This window comes from Chloroflexus islandicus (genome assembly GCF_001650695.1).
Taxonomy (GTDB): domain Bacteria; phylum Chloroflexota; class Chloroflexia; order Chloroflexales; family Chloroflexaceae; genus Chloroflexus; species Chloroflexus islandicus.
In genome coordinates this window covers 70,578-90,787 of the sequence record NZ_LWQS01000033.1, presented here as the reverse complement: position 1 = coordinate 90,787, position 20,210 = coordinate 70,578, and the positions used below count along the sequence as shown (strand labels likewise).

General features: G+C 59.6%; 13 protein-coding genes. 10 read left to right on the top strand and 3 right to left on the bottom strand.

Features of this window, described 5'->3' with window-relative positions; all coding sequences use genetic code 11:
• Both A6A03_RS02610 and A6A03_RS02605 read right to left on the bottom strand, forming a co-directional pair.
• Positions 1–357: an OadG family protein gene (locus A6A03_RS02610; protein WP_066783283.1), complete on the bottom strand. Its 357-nt coding sequence runs from the start codon at positions 355–357 to the stop codon at positions 1–3.
• Positions 358–377: 20 nt separating this feature from the next.
• Positions 378–1,961 (bottom strand): acyl-CoA carboxylase subunit beta, encoded by a 1,584-nt coding sequence (locus tag A6A03_RS02605; protein WP_066783281.1) that lies wholly within the window; start codon positions 1,959–1,961, stop codon positions 378–380.
• Positions 1,962–2,166: 205 nt separating this feature from the next.
• On the opposite strand from A6A03_RS02605, the gene A6A03_RS02600 reads away from it, so the two are divergent.
• A complete protein-coding gene (locus A6A03_RS02600) occupies positions 2,167–3,390 on the top strand; it encodes an MFS transporter (RefSeq protein WP_066783279.1) in 1,224 nt (407 codons plus the stop codon).
• Between the two features lie 201 nt (positions 3,391–3,591).
• On the opposite strand, the gene A6A03_RS02595 is transcribed toward A6A03_RS02600, so the two are convergent.
• Positions 3,592–7,320 (bottom strand): right-handed parallel beta-helix repeat-containing protein, encoded by a 3,729-nt coding sequence (locus tag A6A03_RS02595; RefSeq protein WP_066783277.1) that lies wholly within the window; start codon positions 7,318–7,320, stop codon positions 3,592–3,594.
• Positions 7,321–8,671: 1,351 nt separating this feature from the next.
• Here A6A03_RS02595 and A6A03_RS02590 point away from each other — a divergent pair.
• The 9 genes from A6A03_RS02590 to A6A03_RS02550 all read left to right on the top strand — a co-directional run bounded on the left by A6A03_RS02590 (position 8,672) and on the right by A6A03_RS02550 (position 20,205).
• Complete coding sequence (locus A6A03_RS02590) at positions 8,672–11,548, top strand: PAS domain S-box protein (RefSeq protein WP_066783275.1); 2,877 nt, start codon at positions 8,672–8,674, stop codon at positions 11,546–11,548.
• A gap of 57 nt (positions 11,549–11,605) precedes the next feature.
• Positions 11,606–12,544 (top strand): diguanylate cyclase, encoded by a 939-nt coding sequence (locus tag A6A03_RS02585; protein ID WP_066783273.1) that lies wholly within the window; start codon positions 11,606–11,608, stop codon positions 12,542–12,544.
• Positions 12,545–12,640: 96 nt separating this feature from the next.
• On the top strand, positions 12,641–13,564 hold the full coding sequence (locus tag A6A03_RS02580) for an ABC transporter ATP-binding protein (RefSeq protein WP_066783271.1): 924 nt from the start codon (positions 12,641–12,643) through the stop codon (positions 13,562–13,564).
• Entirely contained in the window at positions 13,542–14,372 is an 831-nt protein-coding gene (locus tag A6A03_RS02575) for an ABC transporter permease (RefSeq protein WP_066783269.1), read from the top strand. Before A6A03_RS02580 ends, A6A03_RS02575 begins: the two co-directional genes overlap by 23 nt.
• 81 nt (positions 14,373–14,453) lie before the next feature.
• Entirely contained in the window at positions 14,454–16,277 is a 1,824-nt protein-coding gene (gene lepA / locus A6A03_RS02570; RefSeq protein WP_066783267.1) for a translation elongation factor 4, read from the top strand.
• A 114-nt stretch (positions 16,278–16,391) separates the two neighbouring features.
• A complete protein-coding gene (locus A6A03_RS02565; protein ID WP_066783265.1) occupies positions 16,392–17,300 on the top strand; it encodes a peptidylprolyl isomerase in 909 nt (302 codons plus the stop codon).
• Positions 17,297–18,493 carry a nucleoside triphosphate pyrophosphohydrolase gene (mazG, locus tag A6A03_RS02560; protein ID WP_066783263.1) on the top strand — a complete coding sequence of 399 codons (1,197 nt, stop codon included), beginning with the start codon at positions 17,297–17,299 and terminating at the stop codon, positions 18,491–18,493. Before A6A03_RS02565 ends, mazG begins: the two co-directional genes overlap by 4 nt.
• Complete coding sequence (locus A6A03_RS02555) at positions 18,483–18,710, top strand: DUF951 domain-containing protein (protein ID WP_245668785.1); 228 nt, start codon at positions 18,483–18,485, stop codon at positions 18,708–18,710. Before mazG ends, A6A03_RS02555 begins: the two co-directional genes overlap by 11 nt.
• Before the next feature lie 100 nt (positions 18,711–18,810).
• Entirely contained in the window at positions 18,811–20,205 is a 1,395-nt protein-coding gene (locus A6A03_RS02550; protein ID WP_066783260.1) for an NfeD family protein, read from the top strand.
• Positions 20,206–20,210: the final 5 nt, after the last annotated feature.

Below are 20,210 nucleotides of genomic sequence, written 5' to 3'. Positions count from 1 at the left end.
TTACCGGCGCAATTGGCGCGAAGCCATCACGCTCACCCGGCCCAAGCGTGTCCACATACCTGACGGTTGGCGATAGTAGCGCACCCGCAGCACTCGCACCGGTTGTTGCAACGTCGCTACAGCGGCTGCCGTCAGCACGGCAATCAGTTGGGGATCGAGCTGATCGGCGGTCGCCGGCGGCTGTGGTGGGGTGGCCGGTGTTGCTGGCTCAACCGGCTTGGGCCGGAAGAGGCGCTGGCTGGCACTAAGCGCGCTTAGGGTGATGGCGACGATAGCCAACACGATGAAGACGATCGTGACGCCGGTGATCGTGATTTGCAAACCAATCAGCAGCGGATCGGCAGTCGGGTCAATCATGCACCCTCCTTTTCATTCACTCATAGCGGCACCAACCCGTGCTTCTTCTGCGGGCGGAACTCGCGCTTGGTGCGCAGCGAGGCCAGTGCGAGGCTGAGGTAGCGCCGGGTTTCGCTCGGCGCAATAATGCTATCGATCAAGTTGCGAGCCGCGCCAACGTAGGGTGAAGCGAATTCGGCCCGATAGAGGCGCAAAAACTCGGCGCGAGCGGCGGCTGGGTCTTCGGCCTGCTTAATCTGTTCGCGGAAGATAATATTGACTGCGCCTTCCGGCCCCATCACCGCAATCTCGCTGCTTGGCCATGCCGCGACGCGATCAGCGCCGAGGTCTTTGCCGCACATCGCCAGATAGGCGCCGCCGTAGGCTTTGCGCAGAATCACCGTAATCTTGGGGGAAGTGGTAGCCGAATAGGCGAACAGCATCTTGGCGCCGTGGCGGATGATCCCGCCGCGCTCTTGGGCGACGCCGGGCAAGAAGCCGGGCACATCAACGAAGGTGATGATGGGAATGTTAAAGGCGTTGCAGAAGCGGACAAAGCGCGCGATCTTATCAGAGGCGTCAATGTCGAGCACGCCGGCCATGACCATCGGCTGGTTGGCGACAATCCCGACCGTGTTGCCATCGATGCGGGCAAAGCCGATCACAGCATTATCGGCGAAGCCGCGCTGAATTTCGAGAAAATCGCCGTCGTCAACCAGTCGCTTAATGATCGGAATAACATCGTACGGTTCACGTGGGTCATCGGGGATGATAGTATCGAGCACAGGATCGGTGAACCAGCGCAATTCGCCATCGCCACGCTCCGGCGGGTCTTCGAGGTTATTCGCGGGCAAGAAGCTGAGCAACCGCTTGCAAATCGCGATCGCCTCGTGATCATGCTCGGCGATAAAGTGGGCGACGCCGCTACGCACCTGCGCTTCCGGCCCGCCCAACTCTTCCCCGGTCACATGCTCGCCGGTCACTTGTTTGAGCACTTCCGGGCCGGTGATAAACATCTCGCTGCCGCGCACCATAATGATAAAATCCATCAGCGCCGGCGAATAGGCAGCACCGCCGGCGCAGGGGCCGGCAATGATGGCAATTTGCGGCACGACGCCGGAAAGCAGCACATTCCGGTAAAAGATGCGCCCATAGCCGCTCAGCGCGTCAATGCCCTCTTGAATGCGCGCGCCGCCGCTATCGTTGATGGTGATGAATGGCGAACCGCACTTGAGGGCGAGATCCATCGTTTGGCAAATCTTATCGGCGTGCATCTCGCCGACTGAGCCGCCGGCAACGGTGAAATCTTGCGCCGCCACAAACACTTGCCGGCCATCAACGCTGCCGCAGCCGGTAATGACCCCCTCGCCGGGCATTTCTTTATCGGCCATGCCGAAGGCAGTGCAGCGATGGCGCGCAAAGAGGTAGAGTTCCTGAAAAGTATCGTGATCGATCAGCAGGTGCAATCGTTCGCGGGCGGTCAATTTGCCGGCTTGATGCTGGCGAGCGATCCGGTCGGGGCCGCCGCCCTGTTCGAGCCGGTGGCGCTGCTGGCGGAGCGCCTCGATCCGGGAGCGGAGGGTTAATGGAGCGGCAGCGGATGATTCCGTATCGCGCTGAGTCATGGTCGTTCCTCCATGTGAACGAATGGCCACGCTCGCTCACGGCATGATCATGCGCAGAGCGGCGTCTTAGGCAAGGGGTGGATCGATTGATAGATCGCTTTGGGTATTTACAGATGTTAGTATAGCACGCGCAATAGTTGCGTGCAGTAAAATAGGGTCATTCTTTGGCAACCGTGTATTGTCGTTTGGTTGACGGAGTAAACGCATGACAACCATCCCCGCGCAACCGGCCCGTCCGTGGCTGGTCATCCTTTGGCTGGCGCTAGCGGTGTTGCTGGCGAAAGGCACGTGGTTCTCCGCTTCAGCGGTGGTGCCGGCATTGACCGCCGAATGGGGGTTAGACGATACGGTGCGGGCGTGGTTGACCATGTCGGTGCAACTGGGCTTTGCCGTGGGCGCGTTTGGCTCAGCGGCGCTGGGGTTAGCCGATCGCTGGCCTACCCACTGGTTCTTTGCCGGAGCGGCGACGCTAGCGGCCCTCTGCACGGCATTGATCGCGCTGTTTGCCGAGGGGCCGGGGGTAGCGTTGCCGTTGCGATTTCTGACCGGCATGGCGCTGGCGGGGGTGTATCCGGTCGGGATGAAGATTATGGCGACGTGGACGCAGCGCGGGCGAGGGTTGGCGATTGGGGTATTGGTTGGCGCGCTGACGATCGGTTCAGCTTCACCGCACTTGCTCAATGTGTTGGGCGGGATTGGCGATTGGCGGCGCACGCTGTTGCTGGCTGCCGGGTTGGCGGCGCTGGGGGGCGTGATGGTGGCGGCGGCGGTGCGAGAAGGGCCGCTGCGGGCGGCTGCGCCGCGCTTTAGCTGGGGGCAGGTGGTTGACGTGGCGCGCGAGCGGCCAGTGTTGTTAGCTAATCTCGGTTATCTCGGCCACATGTGGGAATTGTACGCGGCGTGGGCATGGTTGCCGCTCTTTCTGTTGGCCAGCTTCGAGGCCAGTGGCGTAGCGGCGCATTGGGCTGGCGTGGCTGCCTTTGCCGCAATTGCGATGGGCGGCCTCGGCAGCGTCGTAGCTGGCGCACTCGCCGACCGGCTGGGGCGCACTACGATTACGATCGCGGCGATGGCCATCAGCGGCGGTTGCGCACTGGTGATCGGACTAGCGTTCGGCGGCAATCCGTGGCTGGTCACCGGTTTGGCCTTGCTCTGGGGCTTGACCGTCGTCGCCGATTCAGCCCAATTCTCGGCAGCGGTAAGCGAACTCTCACCCCCCGGACGCACCGGCACCGCGTTGACCTTGCAAACCAGCTTGGGCTTTCTGCTCACCCTGATCACGATCTGGCTGGTGCCGCCGCTGGTGGCTTGGGTTGGCTGGCGGTGGGCCTTTGCCGGGCTGGCGCTTGGGCCGGCGATTGGCATCTGGGCGATGGCGACGCTCCGGCGCTCGCCGGCGGCGGCGCGCTTGGCCGGCGGGCGGGGGTGAGTAGAGAAATAGGGAGTGGGGAATAGGGAATAAGCTTAAGTGCAAATAGCATTCCGATCGCCCAATTTCAGGTGCGCAACGGTGAAGTCGTGGCTGCGCAACCGGTTCCGCTGCCATTGACGATCTTGCGGTGAAGCCACTCTCTTACGACTGGTGCGGTAATGGGGGCACAACGCAGGTGTGCCCCCCGTTTCAGCAAGCCTACCGTTGGATCAGCGGCACAAAGACCTGTCGGGGTGGAACGCCGATGGTAAAGCTGGTAGTATACGGCGCTGCCAGCGCATTGCCGGCTACATCCTTCACCCCAGTCGTGACTGTCACGCGGTAGGTGCCATTGCTCAGGGTGAGACGCGGCCTGATGGTGATCTGGTAGCTGGATAGCGTATACGAAATGCTGATCGGCACTTCGGCGCCGTTGGCACGCAAGAGCTTCACCGTGCCGGTCGTCACTGTCGTCGCATCGAGCGCTTCTGATGCGCCAAGCATAATGGCCGGCGCAAAGACTGGGCCGATGGTATCGGTGTAGACCGGCGTCGTGCCGGCAACCAATCCGCTTGCATTGTTGGCCGGGCTGCTCCAGAGGAAGGTGGGCCGGGTAGTGTCGCCGCTAGCGTTGATCGTAATCGTCACTTGGGCGACGCGGCTCGCTACGCTGCCGCTGCGCACCCGGAAGGTAAAGGCATCGACGCCGCTCACATTGGCTGCCGGCGTGTAGGTGAGGTTCGGCGGGGTGCCAGTGAGCGTGCCGTGAACCGGCTGATCGACGATCTCGTAGATCAATCCGCTCGCGCCGAAACCGCTGAGCGTGATCGTGCGCGCCGTTTGGTAGTTAGTGGTCACGGCTTGCGGCACAGCGACCAAAGGATTCACGATATTGATCCATGTGTTGGTGGGAGTCTCTTCGCGCGCGCTGGGGAAATAGACCGTCGCCTGCTGGGCCACCACTGTCCCGGTGGTCAGATCGCTGCGCAGCCGCACCGTCATCGTGACCGAACCGGTCGAACCGGTTTGGCCGTTCGGCGCCAGATTGCCGATCTCCCAGACAATCAGCCGCTGGTCAGGGTAAAAGACCGCATTACTGCCAAGTTGCAGCGTCGCCGGATCGAAGACTGGCGCGAGTTGTGCGCTGACAAAGACGCCATACGCATTCCCGCTGCCCATATTCTCATAGTCGATCGTGTAGCTCATCCACTGGCCGGGCACAACATCGCCGGCGGGGCCGCGAATCTCGTTCGGGTCGTGGGCTTGGCCGATCAATTCTGGCCGGCAGTGTCCGCCGTTGGCGACATTGCCGCAACCGACGCCGGGAATGCAGCACTGGTCGAACGCGCAGGTAACGAATTGCGGCAGGTTGCTGTAACAGCCATTGTAGCAGCGCCATACCGTATAGCTTGGCACATCGAGCCAATAGTAAATGTTATACCATGCAGCGTCGCAGGTGATCTGATCCTTCTCGCAATCGTACTCAGTTGAACCGCCGGCGCATTTACTAGCGCACTCGACGACGTCTGCCGTTTCGCCAAGGATAGGGTAGATATCCTCTACCTTCTTAATCTTACTAAGAATGTCTGCGGCGCAGCTTCCGGCATCATCCAAGGTGCCCGTTTCGTAAGCTTTATAGCAACTAGCCACCGTGAAACCTGCCTCGATGATTGTTGACACCTTCCCAATCAGATTCTTGACAATCGCTTGGGTGAGGCAATTATTCGCGCAGCAACCAAGGCCGCACGGATTGATCAAAGTTCCCGGTTGGGGCGCATGGTTTACGCTATCCCAACTTCCCCACATCCATTGTTGATCGGTAGCGCGATTCCATTCATACCCGCCGGCGCCATCGGTGGAGGTAAAGCGACCGGGGGCGAAGGTGCTGGCGACCGCCTTGCTGCCGTCGTAGGAGAGTAACTGGATGCGCCGGCGGGTAACATCAAGCAAGATGGCTTGGGTATAGGTGTTGCCATTGTTGAGCGTGACCCGATCGGCTCGTATCCAGCGGAAACCGCCGGCGACGGCGGCGGTGAACAGGCTGTTGAGCTGGCTAACGCTAGTGACAACGCTATCCCATTGGCTGCGGGTGAGCGCTTGCTGCGCCGTGACTACCCTCGGCACGTATGAGAGATAAGGGGCCGGATCGAGCTTGTCGTTGAGATAATTGGCGCCGACCAGAAATGTCGCCGTATTGTCGGCTTGCATATTGGGGATGCCCCAGTCGTACTGCACGCGCACCCAGTGTTCGCCTTGCGCGCCGGGGGCGAGATCGCCGAGCTTCCAAAAGACTTGTTGGCGTTCCGGCCAATAGATGCCGCCGGCGCTGCTCTGGACATACGTGGCGAGATACGGCAGGCGCACCAGCAACACCGCGTTTTGCACGGTCAGGTTCGTGCCATTTTCGTACGTCACCCGGTAGTCAACATGGTCACCAGAACCAACATTCGTTGGGCCGGTGGTGTTGAGCGTTACGTAGGTAGGAGTGGGAATCGGCTGCTCGACCGTGCGGGTATCGTTCCACGGGTAGAAAAGTACGCCATCGCTGACCCGATTGCCTTGACCGCTGGGATTGATGGTGGTATGGCGCGGGCCGCTGGCATGCCCCCACCAGTTATAGCGGGCCAGCACCGTCGAAGAGTTTTGATTGAGTACACCGTATTCGCTATTGTTTTCGATCAGGTTGTTGGCCAACACAATCGTACTTGGTTGGTTTTGCACCATCACGCCGACCCGATTGCCAGTAAAGAGATTACGGGTAATCTCGTGCCGGCCAGTGCTGTTGGTGATGTAGAGGCCAAACCGGTAGGCGCTGATGGTTGAATTGCGCAAGGTCAGATTGCCGCTGCCCGATTTGCTCAGACCGGCATTGTAAAAATCACCCGCATATTCGATAGTGGCGTACTCGATCGTTGCCGAACCAGTTTGTTGTACATGAATGCCGTTCCACGCCGCGGCCTCTTTATTGACGCCGGTGAATACAATTGGCTGCGTCGCCGTGCCGGTGGCGTTCAGCGCGCCTTCAACAAACATATTCTGATAGTTGGCAAACTCCAAGCGTGTTCCCGGCAACATGGTCAAGGTTGCGCCGGCTAACACTGTAAAGTAATTTAAGATGCGCACCTTGGCGCCGGTTGGCCCCAGCGTAAGGTTACGGCTCAAATTGCCGCCGTTGATGCCAATATCGGCCAACCCGTTGCGGGTGAAGGTATTGCCGGTGTAGGTGAGCGGAATATCGATGGTGTCTTGATAGATGCCGTATTCGGTGTTGTCCTGAAACGCGCAACCGGTCAGCGTGATCGAACCGATTGGGTTTGAGTTGCCCACATTGTAAACTGCAAGACCCCAGCGATTGTTCGCGAAGGTTACTTGTTCAAGTACCGTCGGACCAGTCCGGTTGAAGAGGCGCAGTCCTTCACCAGATGATTGGCGAATAGTCACATTGCGCAGAGTCAGGTTGGCGGCGCCATAGGCATAGACACTGCCGTAACCGCCGCCGTACTCAACCACGGCATGCTCGATCACGGCCGTGCCAGTGCCGTTCACGTACAATTCGCTCCACCAGCCGGCTTCAGCGATGCTACCGGTAAAGGTGATAGGTTGGGTAGCGGTGCCGATTGCGCGTAAGGTGCCTTCCCAAACGCTGACACCGCCATTTTGGTAAAACACCACCCGCACTCCCGGCTGAATGGTGAGGGTCGCGCCATTATAAATGCTCAGTGAGGCGACATAATACGGACTGTTCGCTAATGTCCACGTGGTGTCGGTGGTAATGTTGTAGATATTAGCGAGCGTTGCCGGCGGGGTATCGACCAATACCCGCGGCGCGTCGCTGCCTGCTTGATCGTCCGGCGCCGGTTGCGCCGTTGCAATCCCGCCTGACATACCGATCACGAGCCATAAACAGATGATCCCGCGCCAAAGCCGTTGCAGAGAGGGGGTAAACATTGCGGTGCTCCTTGTCGTCATGAAAGCGGAGAGGGGACACTGCTTGACGCCTTGGGGAAGAGTGAGACAATGCGGTTGGTCGTGATACGTTCCTCCTATGCGGAATGGGTAGCGAAGCGTGAGTGGATGCGCCGGGAACGCATTGGCGGACGGTGTGCGGGTGTTGTGGCTAGGTGCGGAATCGAGAGTGACAATGATTGCCTCAGGGGCTAGCAAAGCGTGGTCTCGTGAAAGAGGGATATGATAGGCGGTGTTAATGAGCGAGTTAAATGTTGGCTCTATTTTGCCACAAGGATTGATATTGATGATTAAAACATCTATTAACCCATATTGAATGTTTGATAACAAAGTTTTTTGATGGTTAATAAAATGTAAAATGTGAAAATTAAAGCAAATTATGCATGCTTGTTTATATAGAGCATACAATAATTCTGATCTATCATTCACAAATCACGCATTTCGTGACTCAACCCATGGTTACAGGCGGGTTGAGCCGGGGCGGGCATAGCTTCGGCGCCGCTGGCGAGAGCGGGAACCGGGGGAGGCGGCGGTCAACGCCAAGCCGGCAAGCGAGTACAAGCGCAGCGAGGCTTAACGCACTGGCGTGAAGCACGCAGGGGAGGCAAAGGGGTGGTAGGGCAGAGGCGTTCGCACTTGTCATTGCGAGCCGCCAACGGCGGCGAAGCAATCCCCTCCTTCAGCGAGAGGGAATGCCTCCACGCCATTGGTTTGCATCTCAGCAGAAGATGGCTGCGGGCGCGCAGCGCCCGCGCAATGACATATTGCCATTCCCCCTTGCCCCTCCCCCGCTGGGGGTTTAAGGGCGGACAGAACATCTGTCCGGCGCCCGGCCCTGAAGGGCCGGGCTAGGGTTACGAAGCCCGCTGCGCGGGCTGATGCCCCCACTCCTTGCCCCTCCCCCGCTGGGTTCAAGGGCGGACAGAACATCTGTCCGGCGCCCGGCCCTGAAGGGCCGGGCTAGGGTTACGAAGCCCGCTGCGCGGGCTGATGCCCCTACCCCCTTACCCCTCCCCCAGCGGGGGAGGGGTATGTAGTGCCGCTCCCACTGGCGCAGGAGCGGGGTGCTGCTGCGTTCCGCTCCGGCAATGCCTTACTCGCCATCGAGCGGCTCCCTCGCTCTCGCCGTCAGGTGGGAGCGAGGGCCGGGGGGTGAGGGCCTGAGGGTAACACGTAAGAGAAAAGGCTCGCTCTGATCGAAGCGAGCAAGAGCATCGTTAGTCACCGGTTGTCCTCCATGCTTAGCGAATTCCATCAGCCCAGTGCAGGCAAATACTGTTCATTCACGCTACAATATCTGTATCAATCTGAGCAGGCGCTACCGGAGCATTGCATGACGGTCGATCTGTTAACCTTATCCATTGCCCTCAACCTTGCCAATGTCTTGCAATGCACCGCCTTGATCGGCTTGGCGCTGGCTAATCGCGGGCGGGCCGGGCTCGTGTGGTGGGCAGCGGGCATGGGGGTGTTAGCGTTTGGCTTGCTCATCACCACCTTGCGCGATGTTGCTGACGTGCCGCTTGTGGTGCATGCGGTGAGTAATGCGCTGGTTGGCGGCGGTATGCTCTTGCTCTACCACGGTGTAGAGCGGTTTTTCGGCGATCGCGGCCATTTGCGCCGCTTGCTGCTGATTTGGCTGCTGATTTGGCTGCTGATTCTGATTGCCAATCTGTTGTTAGCGTCAACTGGCGATATGCCGCCGTTGCGCCGCATCCTCTTTTCGGTGGTGGTGGCGATCTGTTCCCTATTGATTGGCTTGCGTTTCTTGCGCGAATCGCGTCCCGATTTCCACTCGCTGATCCTGTTTCTGGCGATCGTGTTCTTTGCCAACGGGGTGTTTTTTGCTCTGCGCGGCATCGCCTCGGCTACCGAGGAGAATTGGCTGGTTGTCTCGCCACCATGGCAAACCGCCACCTACCTCATCTCAATCGCAACAACGACGCTCTGGACGTTTGGCCTGATCTTGTTGGTCAATCGCGAGCTAGTTATCGAGCAACGCGATGCGTTGCAGCAATTGGAACAAATCTTTGTCGCGCAACCGGATGCCGTCTTGCTGTCGCGCTTGACTGATGGCGTGTTTGTGAAAGTTAATCGCAGCTTTACGACGATCAGCGGATACTCGGCCGAAGAGGTCTTGGGCAAAGACGGGCTAACGCTCAATATCTGGCGTTCGCTGGAGGATCGGCGGCGTTGGATAGAGTTGATGCGGCGTGATGGGTATTGCGTTGGAGTGGAATTTCAATTCCGCCGGCGCGATGGCGAGCTGCGCACATGCCTGCTCTCTTCGCAGACCGTGATGATTCGCGGGGTACCGCATGCGATCAGCATCATCCACGACATCACCGGACGTAAACAGATAGAGGAAGCCTTGCGGCGCAGCGATGCGCGCTACCGCCTGATTGCCGAAAACGCTACCGATGTGATCTGGTTGCTTGATACGCAAACGGCCCGGTTCACCTTCTTTAGCCCATCGGTGAGCAAGCTGATCGGCTACTCGGCGACCGAGGCGTTAGCGCTCTCATTTACCGACTTCTTGACACCCGATTCGGCCCGATATGTCCAAGCGTCATTGAACTATATGTTGCACGAGTGGGATGGTGATGATCTTATAGCGGCGCCGCCGTGGACGGCGGAGATCGATCTCCTGCATCGCGATGGTCATATTGTGCATGCCGAGATTGTCTCCTCATTTGTGCGTGATGAAGAGGGCCGGCTCGTGGTGCTCGGCGTGGCGCGTGATATTACTGTACGCAAGCAAGCCGAAATCGAACTGCGCCTTGCCCGCCAGCAGGCCGAGGCGGCCAATCGGGCTAAGAGCGCGTTTTTGGCCAATGTTAGCCACGAGTTGCGCACCCCGTTGCATGCGGTCTTAGGTTTTGCCCAGTTGTTAGGCCGTGACAGTAATCTGACCGCTACCCAGCGCGAATATCTCGACATTATCAATCGCAGCGGCGAACATCTGCTGAAATTAATCAATGATGTGCTCGATCTGGCCAAGATTGAAGCGGGGCGTTACACCTATACCGCAGCGCCGCTCGATGTCCGCCAATTGATCGCCGATCTGCAAACCTTGTTTCGCCCGTGGGCCGAAGCTAAGCAATTGCGTTTCACTGTAACATGCGCTCCTGAGATTCCGCCAGTGATTGTGAGTGATGAAGCGAAAGTGCGCCAGATTTTGATCAATTTGTTGAGTAATGCAATAAAATTCACGCATCATGGCATGGTGCAGTTGCGTGTCGAGCTTGCCCAATCTTCACGGTTGCTATTTGTGGTCGAAGATACAGGTGTTGGCATCTCGCCCTTTGACCAACCGCATCTCTTCCGGCCATTCTTTCAGGGCCAACAAGCAGCACCGGATGCCACTGGCGCAGGTTTAGGCTTGAGCATCAGCTATGAGGTAGCACGTTTGATGGGTGGTGATCTCACCGTCTACAGCGAGGGTGTTGGGTGCGGTGCGCGTTTCACACTGGCGCTACCGTTGCAGACGCCAAGTGCGACGATCGTAGCATTGCCGGAAAAAACGCCAGCGCTGCAGGCGGTACGGCTCCGGGCCGGCCAGCCTATCTACCGGATGTTGGTGGCGGATGATCAGCCGGCTAGCGCCTTGCTGTTGGTCACGCTGTTGCACCGGTTAGGTTTTGTCGTGCAATCGGTGGCCGATGGCCAAGCAGCATTAGATGTGTGGCGCGTCTGGCAACCGCATATGATCTGGCTTGATGTGCGTATGCCGCGTGTCGATGGTCTCGCCGTAGCGCGCCAGATTCGCGATACATGTATGCAAACGCCGGGGTTGCTCCGGCCCTTTATTGTGGCAATGTCGGCCCATGTGTTCGGCGATGCGCCATCCAGTGTGCTGGAAGCTGGTTGCGATGATTTCATCGTCAAGCCATTTCGCGAGAGCGATGTGGTGCGGTTGATCGAGCAACATCTGCAGGTGCAGTTTGAATACGCCGAGCCAGCAGCCTTCACAATGCCAGTTGCAGCTATTGATGAACAGGGCTACCATGCCGAGTGGCGCCAAGCGTTGCTGCAAGCGGCTCGGGAAGCAAACTTTCGGCGCTTGCAAGCCTTGGCCGCTCAGATTGAGTCTGATCGCCCTGATGATGCGCGCCAATTGCACCAGTGGATTGAGACGTTTGATTATCAGGCGATTATGGTTTGGGCTGAAACATTGGCGGATGTGCAGCCGCCAAGCCGTGTGGTATCATAATGCCAGTATCTGCGCAACGCGACCGTCAGAAATTCAATCATATCGAATTACATCAATATGTCCAATAATCGTGTGCCAACTATCCTGATTGTTGACGATATCCCGGCTAATTTGTTGTTGCTGACCCAGTTGCTCGATGGCCAGTCGTACGACGTGCGTCCGGTCACCCAAGGAGCTATGGCGTTAGCTGCTGCTCGCGCCATCCGGCCCGATCTGATCCTGCTCGACATTCGGATGCCGGATAAGGATGGGTATACCGTCTGCCGCGAGCTGAAGGCTGATCCGGAAACGAGCTCAATCCCAATCATTTTCGTCAGTGCGCTCGATGATATTGATGGCAAGGTGCGTGCGTTTGAATGCGGCGGGGTGGATTATGTAACCAAGCCGTTCCAACCTGCTGAAGTATTGGCGCGGGTGCGCACGCATCTGGCGCTGGCCCAAGCGCGCACGGCGCTCGAGATGGCTAACCGCGAGCTGCAGCGGGCCTTGGCCCGTGAAGCTGAATTGGCCCGGATCGATTGGTTGACCGGTGTGTACAATCGTAGCCACTTCTACGAATTGGCCACCCACGAGTTTGCCATTGCCACTCGTTACGATCAGGCGCTGGCTATTTGTATGTTCGATGTTGACCACTTCAAGCAAGTGAATGATCGCTATGGCCATCTGATCGGCGATCAGGTCTTACGCGCGGTGGCCCAAACCGCCGCGCGCCAGATCCGGGCAGCCGATTGCATTGGCCGGTTTGGCGGCGAAGAGTTTATCTTGCTCTTGCCAAATACCGATACGCTGGCGGGGTTGATGCTGGCTGAGCGGTTGCGCGCGGCGATCGCTGATCTGCGCGTGAGTACTGAACAAGGCGAGGTGGCGGTGACGATCAGTGCCGGTGTGGCTGGCCGGCAACCCGCTGATACGGTGATTGAACGCTTGATCGATCGGGCTGATCAAGCCCTCTACGCGGCCAAGCGGCAGGGGCGCAATTGTGTGGTGGGGGTGTGAAGCGGTCATTAACTCCGGGTGGCAAAGACGTTTGGCGAACGATGGGCGTGCGGCGCGCAAGACGCCGGTTGGCGTCGGAGCGACAAGGAGCTTGGCATGGCGATCCCGGTGATCGAATTGCGTGACCTGACCGTCTACTACGGCCAGCGGCGCGGGGTTGAAGACCTCAATCTGACCGTTGAACCCGGCGAGGTGTTCGGCTTTCTTGGCCCCAATGGCGCCGGCAAGACGACAACGCTGCGGGTGTTGCTGGATATTATCCGGCCTACCCGCGGGCAGGCGTTGATCTTTGGCCGGGATTGCCGGCGCGAGGGGCCGCAGATTCGCCGGCAGGTCGGGTATCTGCCCGGCGAGCTGAGTTTGCCGGCCAGTCTGACGGCGCGCCAGTATCTCGCGATGCTCGATGCCGCCCGTGGCCGCGTTGTCGAAGCCGCCTATCTTGCCCGGCTGTGTGACCAGCTTGATCTCGATCTCGACCGGCCAATGCGCACCTATTCGCGGGGCAACAAGCAGAAGGTGGGCCTGATCGCCGCCTTTATGTTTCGCCCGCAATTGCTCATTCTCGATGAGCCGACCGGCGGCCTCGATCCGCTCGTCCAGCAGATGGTGCTCGAATTGGTGCGCGCGGCCCGCGCCGAGGGGCGCACCGTCTTCTTTTCGTCGCATATCTTACCTGAAGTGCAGGCAGTGTGTGACCGGGTCGGCATCATTCGCGCCGGCAGGCTGGCGGCGGTTGAGCGGGTTGATGCGTTGTTGCAGCGCCAGCAGGTGCATCGCTTGCGCTTGCGTTTTGCCCAGCCGATCCCGCCGGCGGCCTTTGCCTTGCCCGGTGTGACTGAGCTGGCCCACGGCGAAAGTGAGGTGACGTTGGAAGTGCGCGAGAACTTGGCGCACGTGCTGCGGATTGCCGGTGATTTGGGAGCGATCGAGCTCGAGACGATGCCGCTCACGCTCGAAGAGGTGTTTTTGGCCTACTATGGCGCCCAAGGGGGGAACCATGCTCAGCCTGTGTTGGCATGAATTGCGCGCCCGGCGCGGTCTCATTATCGGCTGGGGAGCGGGGTTGGTCATCTTCTTTGGCGTCTATCTCGCCTTCTACCCGGCGCTGCCGGCTGAAATGCGCAACCTCGATTTGCAGGCGATTGAACTCTATCGCGCGTTCGGCAATCTGACCATCGCTACGTTTGAAGGCTATATCGGCTCGACGATCTTTTACTTCTTTAGCGTCTTGCTGGCGGTTTTGGCGATTGTGACCGGAACCGGCATACTGGCCGGCGAGGAGGATGCCGGCACGCTTGAGTTGCAATTGGCGTTGCCGTTGGCGCGCTGGCAATTGGTGACGGCGAAGACGCTCGAATTGGCGGCGATCGGTTTCGTTGTATTGGTGGTCGCTGGGTTGGCCGCGGCGGGGATCTTTCTCGCCATTCGTGATCAGCTCACCACGTCGCTCGATGCCGGCGATCTCTTCCGGGCCACGATTGCGCACTGGCCGCTGGTGTGGCTGTTTCAGACCTTGAGCTTGTGGCTCGGCACGGTCACGCCGTCGCGCCGGATCGCGCTCGCGATTGCCACCGTGCTCCTCATCGTGAGCTTCCTTGGCTACAATCTGGTTGGAATGTCACCCGATCTGGAATGGCTACGCCCATTCTCGCCGTTCCACTATCGCCCCGTCACGCCGGAGACACTCAATGATGGGCCGGCGGTTGGTGATCTCGCCATCTTGACGGTGGCAGCGTTGGTCTGGTATGGCCTTGCCGTCATTAGCTTCGACCGGCGTGATGTGACGGTGGGGGCTTGGCCGTGGGTGCGATGGGCGAGCCGCTCATGACGCCGGCGTGACCGCGGCTATGGTATACTTCCTAGCAGACGTACTGGACTATATGCGGTTTCGCCGCCGGTTGAAGCATACATGTCAGATCAACTCCACATCCGTAATTTCAGCATTATTGCCCACGTCGATCATGGCAAGACGACGTTGAGCGACCGCCTGCTTGAGCTGACGCGCACGATTACCGAACGTGAGCAGCGCGAGCAGTTGCTCGACTCGCTCGATCTTGAGCGCGAAAAGGGGATTACGATCAAGCTGAAGCCGGTGCGCATGGAATACCGTGCCGCCGATGGCCAGCTTTACCAATTGAACTTGATCGATACCCCCGGCCATGTCGATTTTAGCTACGAGGTCAACCGGTCGCTGGCCGCCTGTGAAGGCGCACTGCTGGTCGTTGACGCCTCGCAAGGCATCGAGGCCCAAACCCTTGCCAATACCTATCTGGCGCTGGAAAACGATCTGGTGATCATTCCGGTCGTCAACAAGATCGATCTGCCCGGCGCACACCCCGAAGAGGTCGCGCAAGAGATCGAGTCGGTGATCGGCATCCCTGCCGAAGAGGCCATCCTTGCCTCGGCCAAAGAGGGCATCGGCGTGCCGGAGATTCTCGAAGCGATTGTCAAGCGCATCCCGCCGCCGCGCGGCCAGCGCCAGCAACCGGCCCGCGCCCTGATCTTCGACTCGCACTACGATCCGTACAAAGGCGTGATCGCCTATGTGCGGGTGGTTGATGGCGTCTTTACCAGCCGTGACCGGGTGCGCTTTATGGGTACCGGCGCCCAAGCCGAAACGCTTGAACTCGGTATCTTCCGCCCGGCCATGACGCCGTTGAACGAGTTGGTCGCCGGCGAGGTCGGCTATATCGCGACCGGCCTCAAGAGCGTGGCCGATTGTCAGGTTGGCGATACGATCACGCTGGCCGAGAATCCGGCCAGCGAACCGCTCCCCGGTTATCGTCCGGCCAAGCCGATGGTGTTTGCCGGTCTCTACCCGATCGACTCAAACGCCTACCCTGAGTTGCGCGAGGCGCTCGAACGGCTCAAACTCAACGATGCCGCGCTCTCGTTCCAACCCGAAAGCTCGGCGGCGCTCGGCTTTGGCTTTCGCTGCGGCTTCCTCGGCCTGCTCCACATGGAGATTGTCCGCGAGCGACTCGAACGCGAGTATAAGCTCGATCTGCTGATTACCGCGCCCTCGGTGGAGTATCAGGTCTTGCTGTCTGACGGCGAGATTGTCACGGTCGCCAACCCCTCCGAGATGCCCGATCTGTCGCGGATCGAGGCGATCGAAGAGCCGGTGGTCGAGATTAGCGTGATTGCGCCGGTGCGCTACATCGGCACGATTATGGATCTGGTCACGACCCGCCGCGGCGTCTTTCTCAGTATGGATTATCTCGACCCGACGCGGGTGCTCTTGAAGTACCGCATGCCGTTGGCCGAAATTGTGATCGATTTCTACGATCAACTCAAGAGCCGCACGCAAGGCTACGCTTCGCTCGACTACCATCTGGCCGGCTACCAAGAGGCCGATCTGGTCAAGCTCGATATTTTGGTCAACGGCCAGCCGGTTGATGCGTTGTCGCTGATCGTGCATCGCGATTTTGCCTATCAGCGCGGGCGCGATCTGGTGGAACGGCTGCGCCAATTGATCCCGCGCCAGATGTTTGAAGTGCCGATTCAAGCCGCAATCGGCTCGAAAATCATTGCCCGCGAGACCATCCGCGCCATGCGCAAAGATGTCTTGGCGAAGTGTTATGGCGGTGACGTGACCCGCAAGCGCAAGCTGCTCGAAAAGCAGAAAGAGGGCAAGAAGCGCATGAAGATGGTCGGCAGCGTCGAGATTCCGCAAGAGGCGTTTATGGCGATCTTGTCGCTGAATGAGTCGGGGAACGAGCGGGAGCGGTAGGGCGAAACGAAGGGGCACAGCGCCGCTGTGCCCGTACTGGGATAGCCTAAGATGGAAGCGGTAAGGCACAGCGCCGCTGTGCCCGTACCGGTTTGAGATGCGGAGAACACGATAATGCGCCGTCTGATCTGGTTGTTTGCTCTCTTGCTGCTGGCGGGTTGCCAGAGCGTAGCGAATGGCCGCCAGTGGGAAGATACCGGTTCGCCGGTTGCGTTTCGGCTAGGTACGCAGGTCTATACCGTGGCCGATGTGAATACCGAGATCAAGCGGGCAATTGGCGATGGTGTCGCCAATGCGCTGGCTGCCGGCCAGACCCGCGAGCAGATTGAGCAGATTGTAGTTGAGAACGATCTGCGCCGGCAGATTTTTGAACAGATGATCCAAAACGAGTTGCTGCTGAATTATGCCCGCCAGCATGGCATGGGTGTTGATCCGGCGGCGCTTGATGAGGCGGTGTTTAGCCGGTTGCCGGCTGATGCCGATCCGGTTGAGGCGAGTGAGCTGCGCAGTACGCTGGCGCGCGAGCAGATCGTCTTTGAAGTGATTGCGCGCAATACTCGCGCTGATATGGCCCGCGCCCGCCATATTTTAGTGAGTGATGAAGCGACGGCGCAGGCGATTTTGGCCGAGTTGCAGGCCGGCGCCGATTTTGCCACGCTCGCGGCGACCCGCTCGCGCGATAACGGTTCGGCGGCCAACGGCGGCGATTTGGGGTGGGCGACCCGTGGCGATTTTGTGCCGCAGTTTGAAGAAGCGATCTTTACGATGCCGTTGAATACCCCGCAGATTGTTCAAACCGACTTCGGTTTTCATGTCGTCGAGGTGCTCGAACGCGAATTGCAACGCCCGTTCGACTCGTTTGAACAACTGCGCACGCGCCAGAATGCCGGCCAGTTCTACCAAGAGACCTTTGTGCCGTGGTACGAAGCGTTGCGCCGGCAGGCCGAGCAGAGCGGCGAGTTGCAGATTGCCGCCGGTTTCGACCCTAACGCGCTGCCGATCCCGTTCCCTGAGACGCCATGAGCGCCACGTTGACCGCCTTGCTGAACGCGGCGCTGGCGCGGGGGTTGATCGACCCGGCGGCAATGCAGGTGTGGGCCGTTGCGCGGCTGCTGCAGCCGCCGGTGGCGCCGGCGGCGACCAAGGTAGCGCCGTGGGTCGAACAACAGGGCTTGGGTTCGTATCACCCGCCGCGGGTGCCCTACCCGCTCGCTCCGCATGCGCCGGCCTTGCTGTGGGGTGAGGCTGCCGCGTTTGATCTGCCAGCGCTGGCGTCACTGTTGCTGGAACGCTATCCGCCGCACCATCCGCTGACACTGGTGCTGGAGCCAGATGAGTGCATCGTGCCGTTGGCATTGGCTGAGTTGGCGACAACGGTCTTGCCGCCGGCGCCGGCACTGGCCCTGATCGTGCCGGCGCTGGCGATCGAGGATGACCGGCGCGGCCTTGATCGCCTACGCTGGGTGATCACACGCTTGCTTGGCCCCGACGGTTGCCCGTGGGATGTGCGCCAAACCCATCAGTCCTTGCGCAACGCTTTGCTCGAAGAGGTTTACGAGGCGCTGGAGGCGCTCGATGCCGGTGACATGGCCTTGCTGCGCGAAGAGTTGGGCGATGTCTTGTTGCAAGTCGCCGTGCATAGCGAGATGGCGCGCCAAGCCGGCCACTTTTCGCTCGAAGAGGTAGTACAGCACATTGCCGATAAGCTCGTCTTCCGCCATCCCCACGTGTTCGGCACAACCGATGTCGCCGATGCCGGGCAGGTGTTGCGGAACTGGGATTCGCTCAAGGCCCAAGAGCTGGCGGCCAAGGGCAAGACGCGGGCGAGCGCGCTCGATGGCGTGCCGGCAGCTTTGCCGGCCTTGGCCGCTGCCCAAGCATTGGCGCGGAAAGCGATTCGGGCCGGGTTTACGTGGGAAACGATCGATCAAGTGTGGGCGAAAGTCGCCGAAGAGGTAGCCGAGCTGCGGGAGGCCAGCGACCCAACTGCCCAGATGGCCGAAACCGGTGATCTGTTGTTTGCCATCGCCACGCTGGCCCACTGGCTGCATATTGACGCCGAAACTGCCTTGCGGGAAGCCAATGCGCGCTACAAGCGACGTTTCCTCGTGGTCGAGCAGATGGCTGCCGAGAGCGGGCGGGCGCTGCGCGATTGCACGCTCGCCGAAATGATGGCATGGTGGGCGGCAGCCAAAGCGCGCTGTGATGGACAGTAACATGTCGCCGCCGATTCCGCTCTATCTGAACGATGTGGTGCAGTTACGCAAGCCGCATGCCTGTGGCGGCGATACATGGCGGATTGTGCGGCTTGGCGCCGATATTGGCTTGCACTGCGAAACGTGTGGCCGGCGGGTGATGTTGCCGCGGGCCGAGCTCGAACGCCGGATCAAACGATTTATTGTGCGAGGGGACAGCGAATGGGGGAACGAATAAACGAATAGGGTTGTTTGTTCCTCGATGGGTGTGTTCGTTGACAACCTCGCTAATCGCGGTATGATGGCAGTGTCGCCATTATATTGCATCGATATACACTATGCGAACCTTCGATCTGCTCTTCCAAGTGCGCTACCGCAAGCCATCGTTCCTTATACGCATCACAACGCTGGTAAGCCGGGCGTTGCTGTTTGGCATGATATGGCTGTGGCTGGTTTCCGGCGCCACGGCCCAGTCAGTGCGGCCTGTCTATCTGGTTGAGTACGATGGCGTGTTGAGCAGTTATGCCGCTGGCTATATTCGCCGCGCTCTCCGTGAAGCGGAAGCGGCGCAGGCACAGGCGTTGATCATTCAGTTGACCCCGCGCGGCGCGGTGTTGCAAGAGGCGCGCGCGTTGGCGAACGATATTGCCGCAGCGCGGGTGCCGGTGGTTGTCTATATCAGTCCTGCTGGACATGACGCTGGCGCGGCTGGCGCGTGGCTGTTGCCGGCGGCGCATGTGGCGGTGATGGCGCCGGATAGCCGGTTTGGGATTGCCGCGCCGTTATTTGTGCCAACGATGGGTGTTGGTGAGGCGACGCAGGATTTGCTGCTGGGTGAACAATTGCAACAATTTGAAGCGTGGGGCGCGGCCCGCAACCGGAATGTCGATTGGGCTGAAACGGCGCTGCGGAGCGGTTTTATTGCGACCGCTGCGCAGGCGATTGAGGCGAATCCGCCGTTCATTGATTTCGTGGCCCGTGATCGCACCGAATTACTGCAACGACTGGAAGGTCGCGCAGTGACGCTGGCCGATGGCTCGCAAGTCGTCCTCGCAACCCTTGGCAGCCGCCCCTTGGTGGTTGAGGTGAATCTGCTTGAAGCGGCGTTGTTAGTCTTGGCCAACCCAACTATCGTCTTTATCCTGCTGATTATGGCCGGTTTGGCCTTCTACGCCGAGTTTCTCAGCCCGACGGTCGGCATTCTGGCCGGCTTGGGCGTGTTGCTGCTGGTTGGCGCCATTATTGGGATGATTGCGCTGCCAGTGCAATGGCTGAGCGTGATTGGAATCCTGATCGCCTTTGGGTTAGTCGCAGCCGATCTCTTCGTTCCATCGCATGGAACCCTGACTGTGATTGGGGTGGGAGTTATGATCGCCAGCGCATTAACGCTGTTCGATGCAACGCAGGCGCCCGGAGTTGCGGTGGCGTTGTGGGTGATCATTGTGGTGGCAGTGCTGATTGCGATCTTTGCGGTCACTGGGGTGTGGCTGGCGTTACGCTCGCGTAACCGGCCAGTGACCACCGGCCAAGAAGGGTTGATTGGGCGGCTGGCCGAGGTGCGTAAGCGGCTCGATCCAGAAGGAATGGTATTTGTAGAGGGTGCGCTCTGGCGGGCAGTGTGCGAAAACGGCACTGCCGAAGAGGGTGAGTTTGTGCGGGTGACCGGGATTTATGCGCTGCGGCTGACCGTCCGGCGGCTGGAACCGTCTGAATTGTCGTTGCCGTCGTCGTAACGGCG

Excerpts from the sequence above, each read along its gene's own strand:
- A6A03_RS02610 (WP_066783283.1), bottom strand. The coding sequence starts at position 357 with ATGATTGACCCGACTGCCGATCCGCTGCTGATTGGTTTGCAAATCACG.
- A6A03_RS02605 (WP_066783281.1), bottom strand. The coding sequence starts at position 1,961 with ATGACTCAGCGCGATACGGAATCATCCGCTGCCGCTCCATTAACCCTC.
- A6A03_RS02600 (WP_066783279.1), top strand. The coding sequence starts at position 2,167 with ATGACAACCATCCCCGCGCAACCGGCCCGTCCGTGGCTGGTCATCCTT.
- A6A03_RS02595 (WP_066783277.1), bottom strand. The coding sequence starts at position 7,320 with ATGTTTACCCCCTCTCTGCAACGGCTTTGGCGCGGGATCATCTGTTTA.
- A6A03_RS02590 (WP_066783275.1), top strand. The coding sequence starts at position 8,672 with ATGACGGTCGATCTGTTAACCTTATCCATTGCCCTCAACCTTGCCAAT.
- A6A03_RS02585 (WP_066783273.1), top strand. The coding sequence starts at position 11,606 with ATGTCCAATAATCGTGTGCCAACTATCCTGATTGTTGACGATATCCCG.
- A6A03_RS02580 (WP_066783271.1), top strand. The coding sequence starts at position 12,641 with ATGGCGATCCCGGTGATCGAATTGCGTGACCTGACCGTCTACTACGGC.
- A6A03_RS02575 (WP_066783269.1), top strand. The coding sequence starts at position 13,542 with ATGCTCAGCCTGTGTTGGCATGAATTGCGCGCCCGGCGCGGTCTCATT.
- lepA (WP_066783267.1), top strand. The coding sequence starts at position 14,454 with ATGTCAGATCAACTCCACATCCGTAATTTCAGCATTATTGCCCACGTC.
- A6A03_RS02565 (WP_066783265.1), top strand. The coding sequence starts at position 16,392 with ATGCGCCGTCTGATCTGGTTGTTTGCTCTCTTGCTGCTGGCGGGTTGC.
- mazG (WP_066783263.1), top strand. The coding sequence starts at position 17,297 with ATGAGCGCCACGTTGACCGCCTTGCTGAACGCGGCGCTGGCGCGGGGG.
- A6A03_RS02555 (WP_245668785.1), top strand. The coding sequence starts at position 18,483 with ATGGACAGTAACATGTCGCCGCCGATTCCGCTCTATCTGAACGATGTG.
- A6A03_RS02550 (WP_066783260.1), top strand. The coding sequence starts at position 18,811 with ATGCGAACCTTCGATCTGCTCTTCCAAGTGCGCTACCGCAAGCCATCG.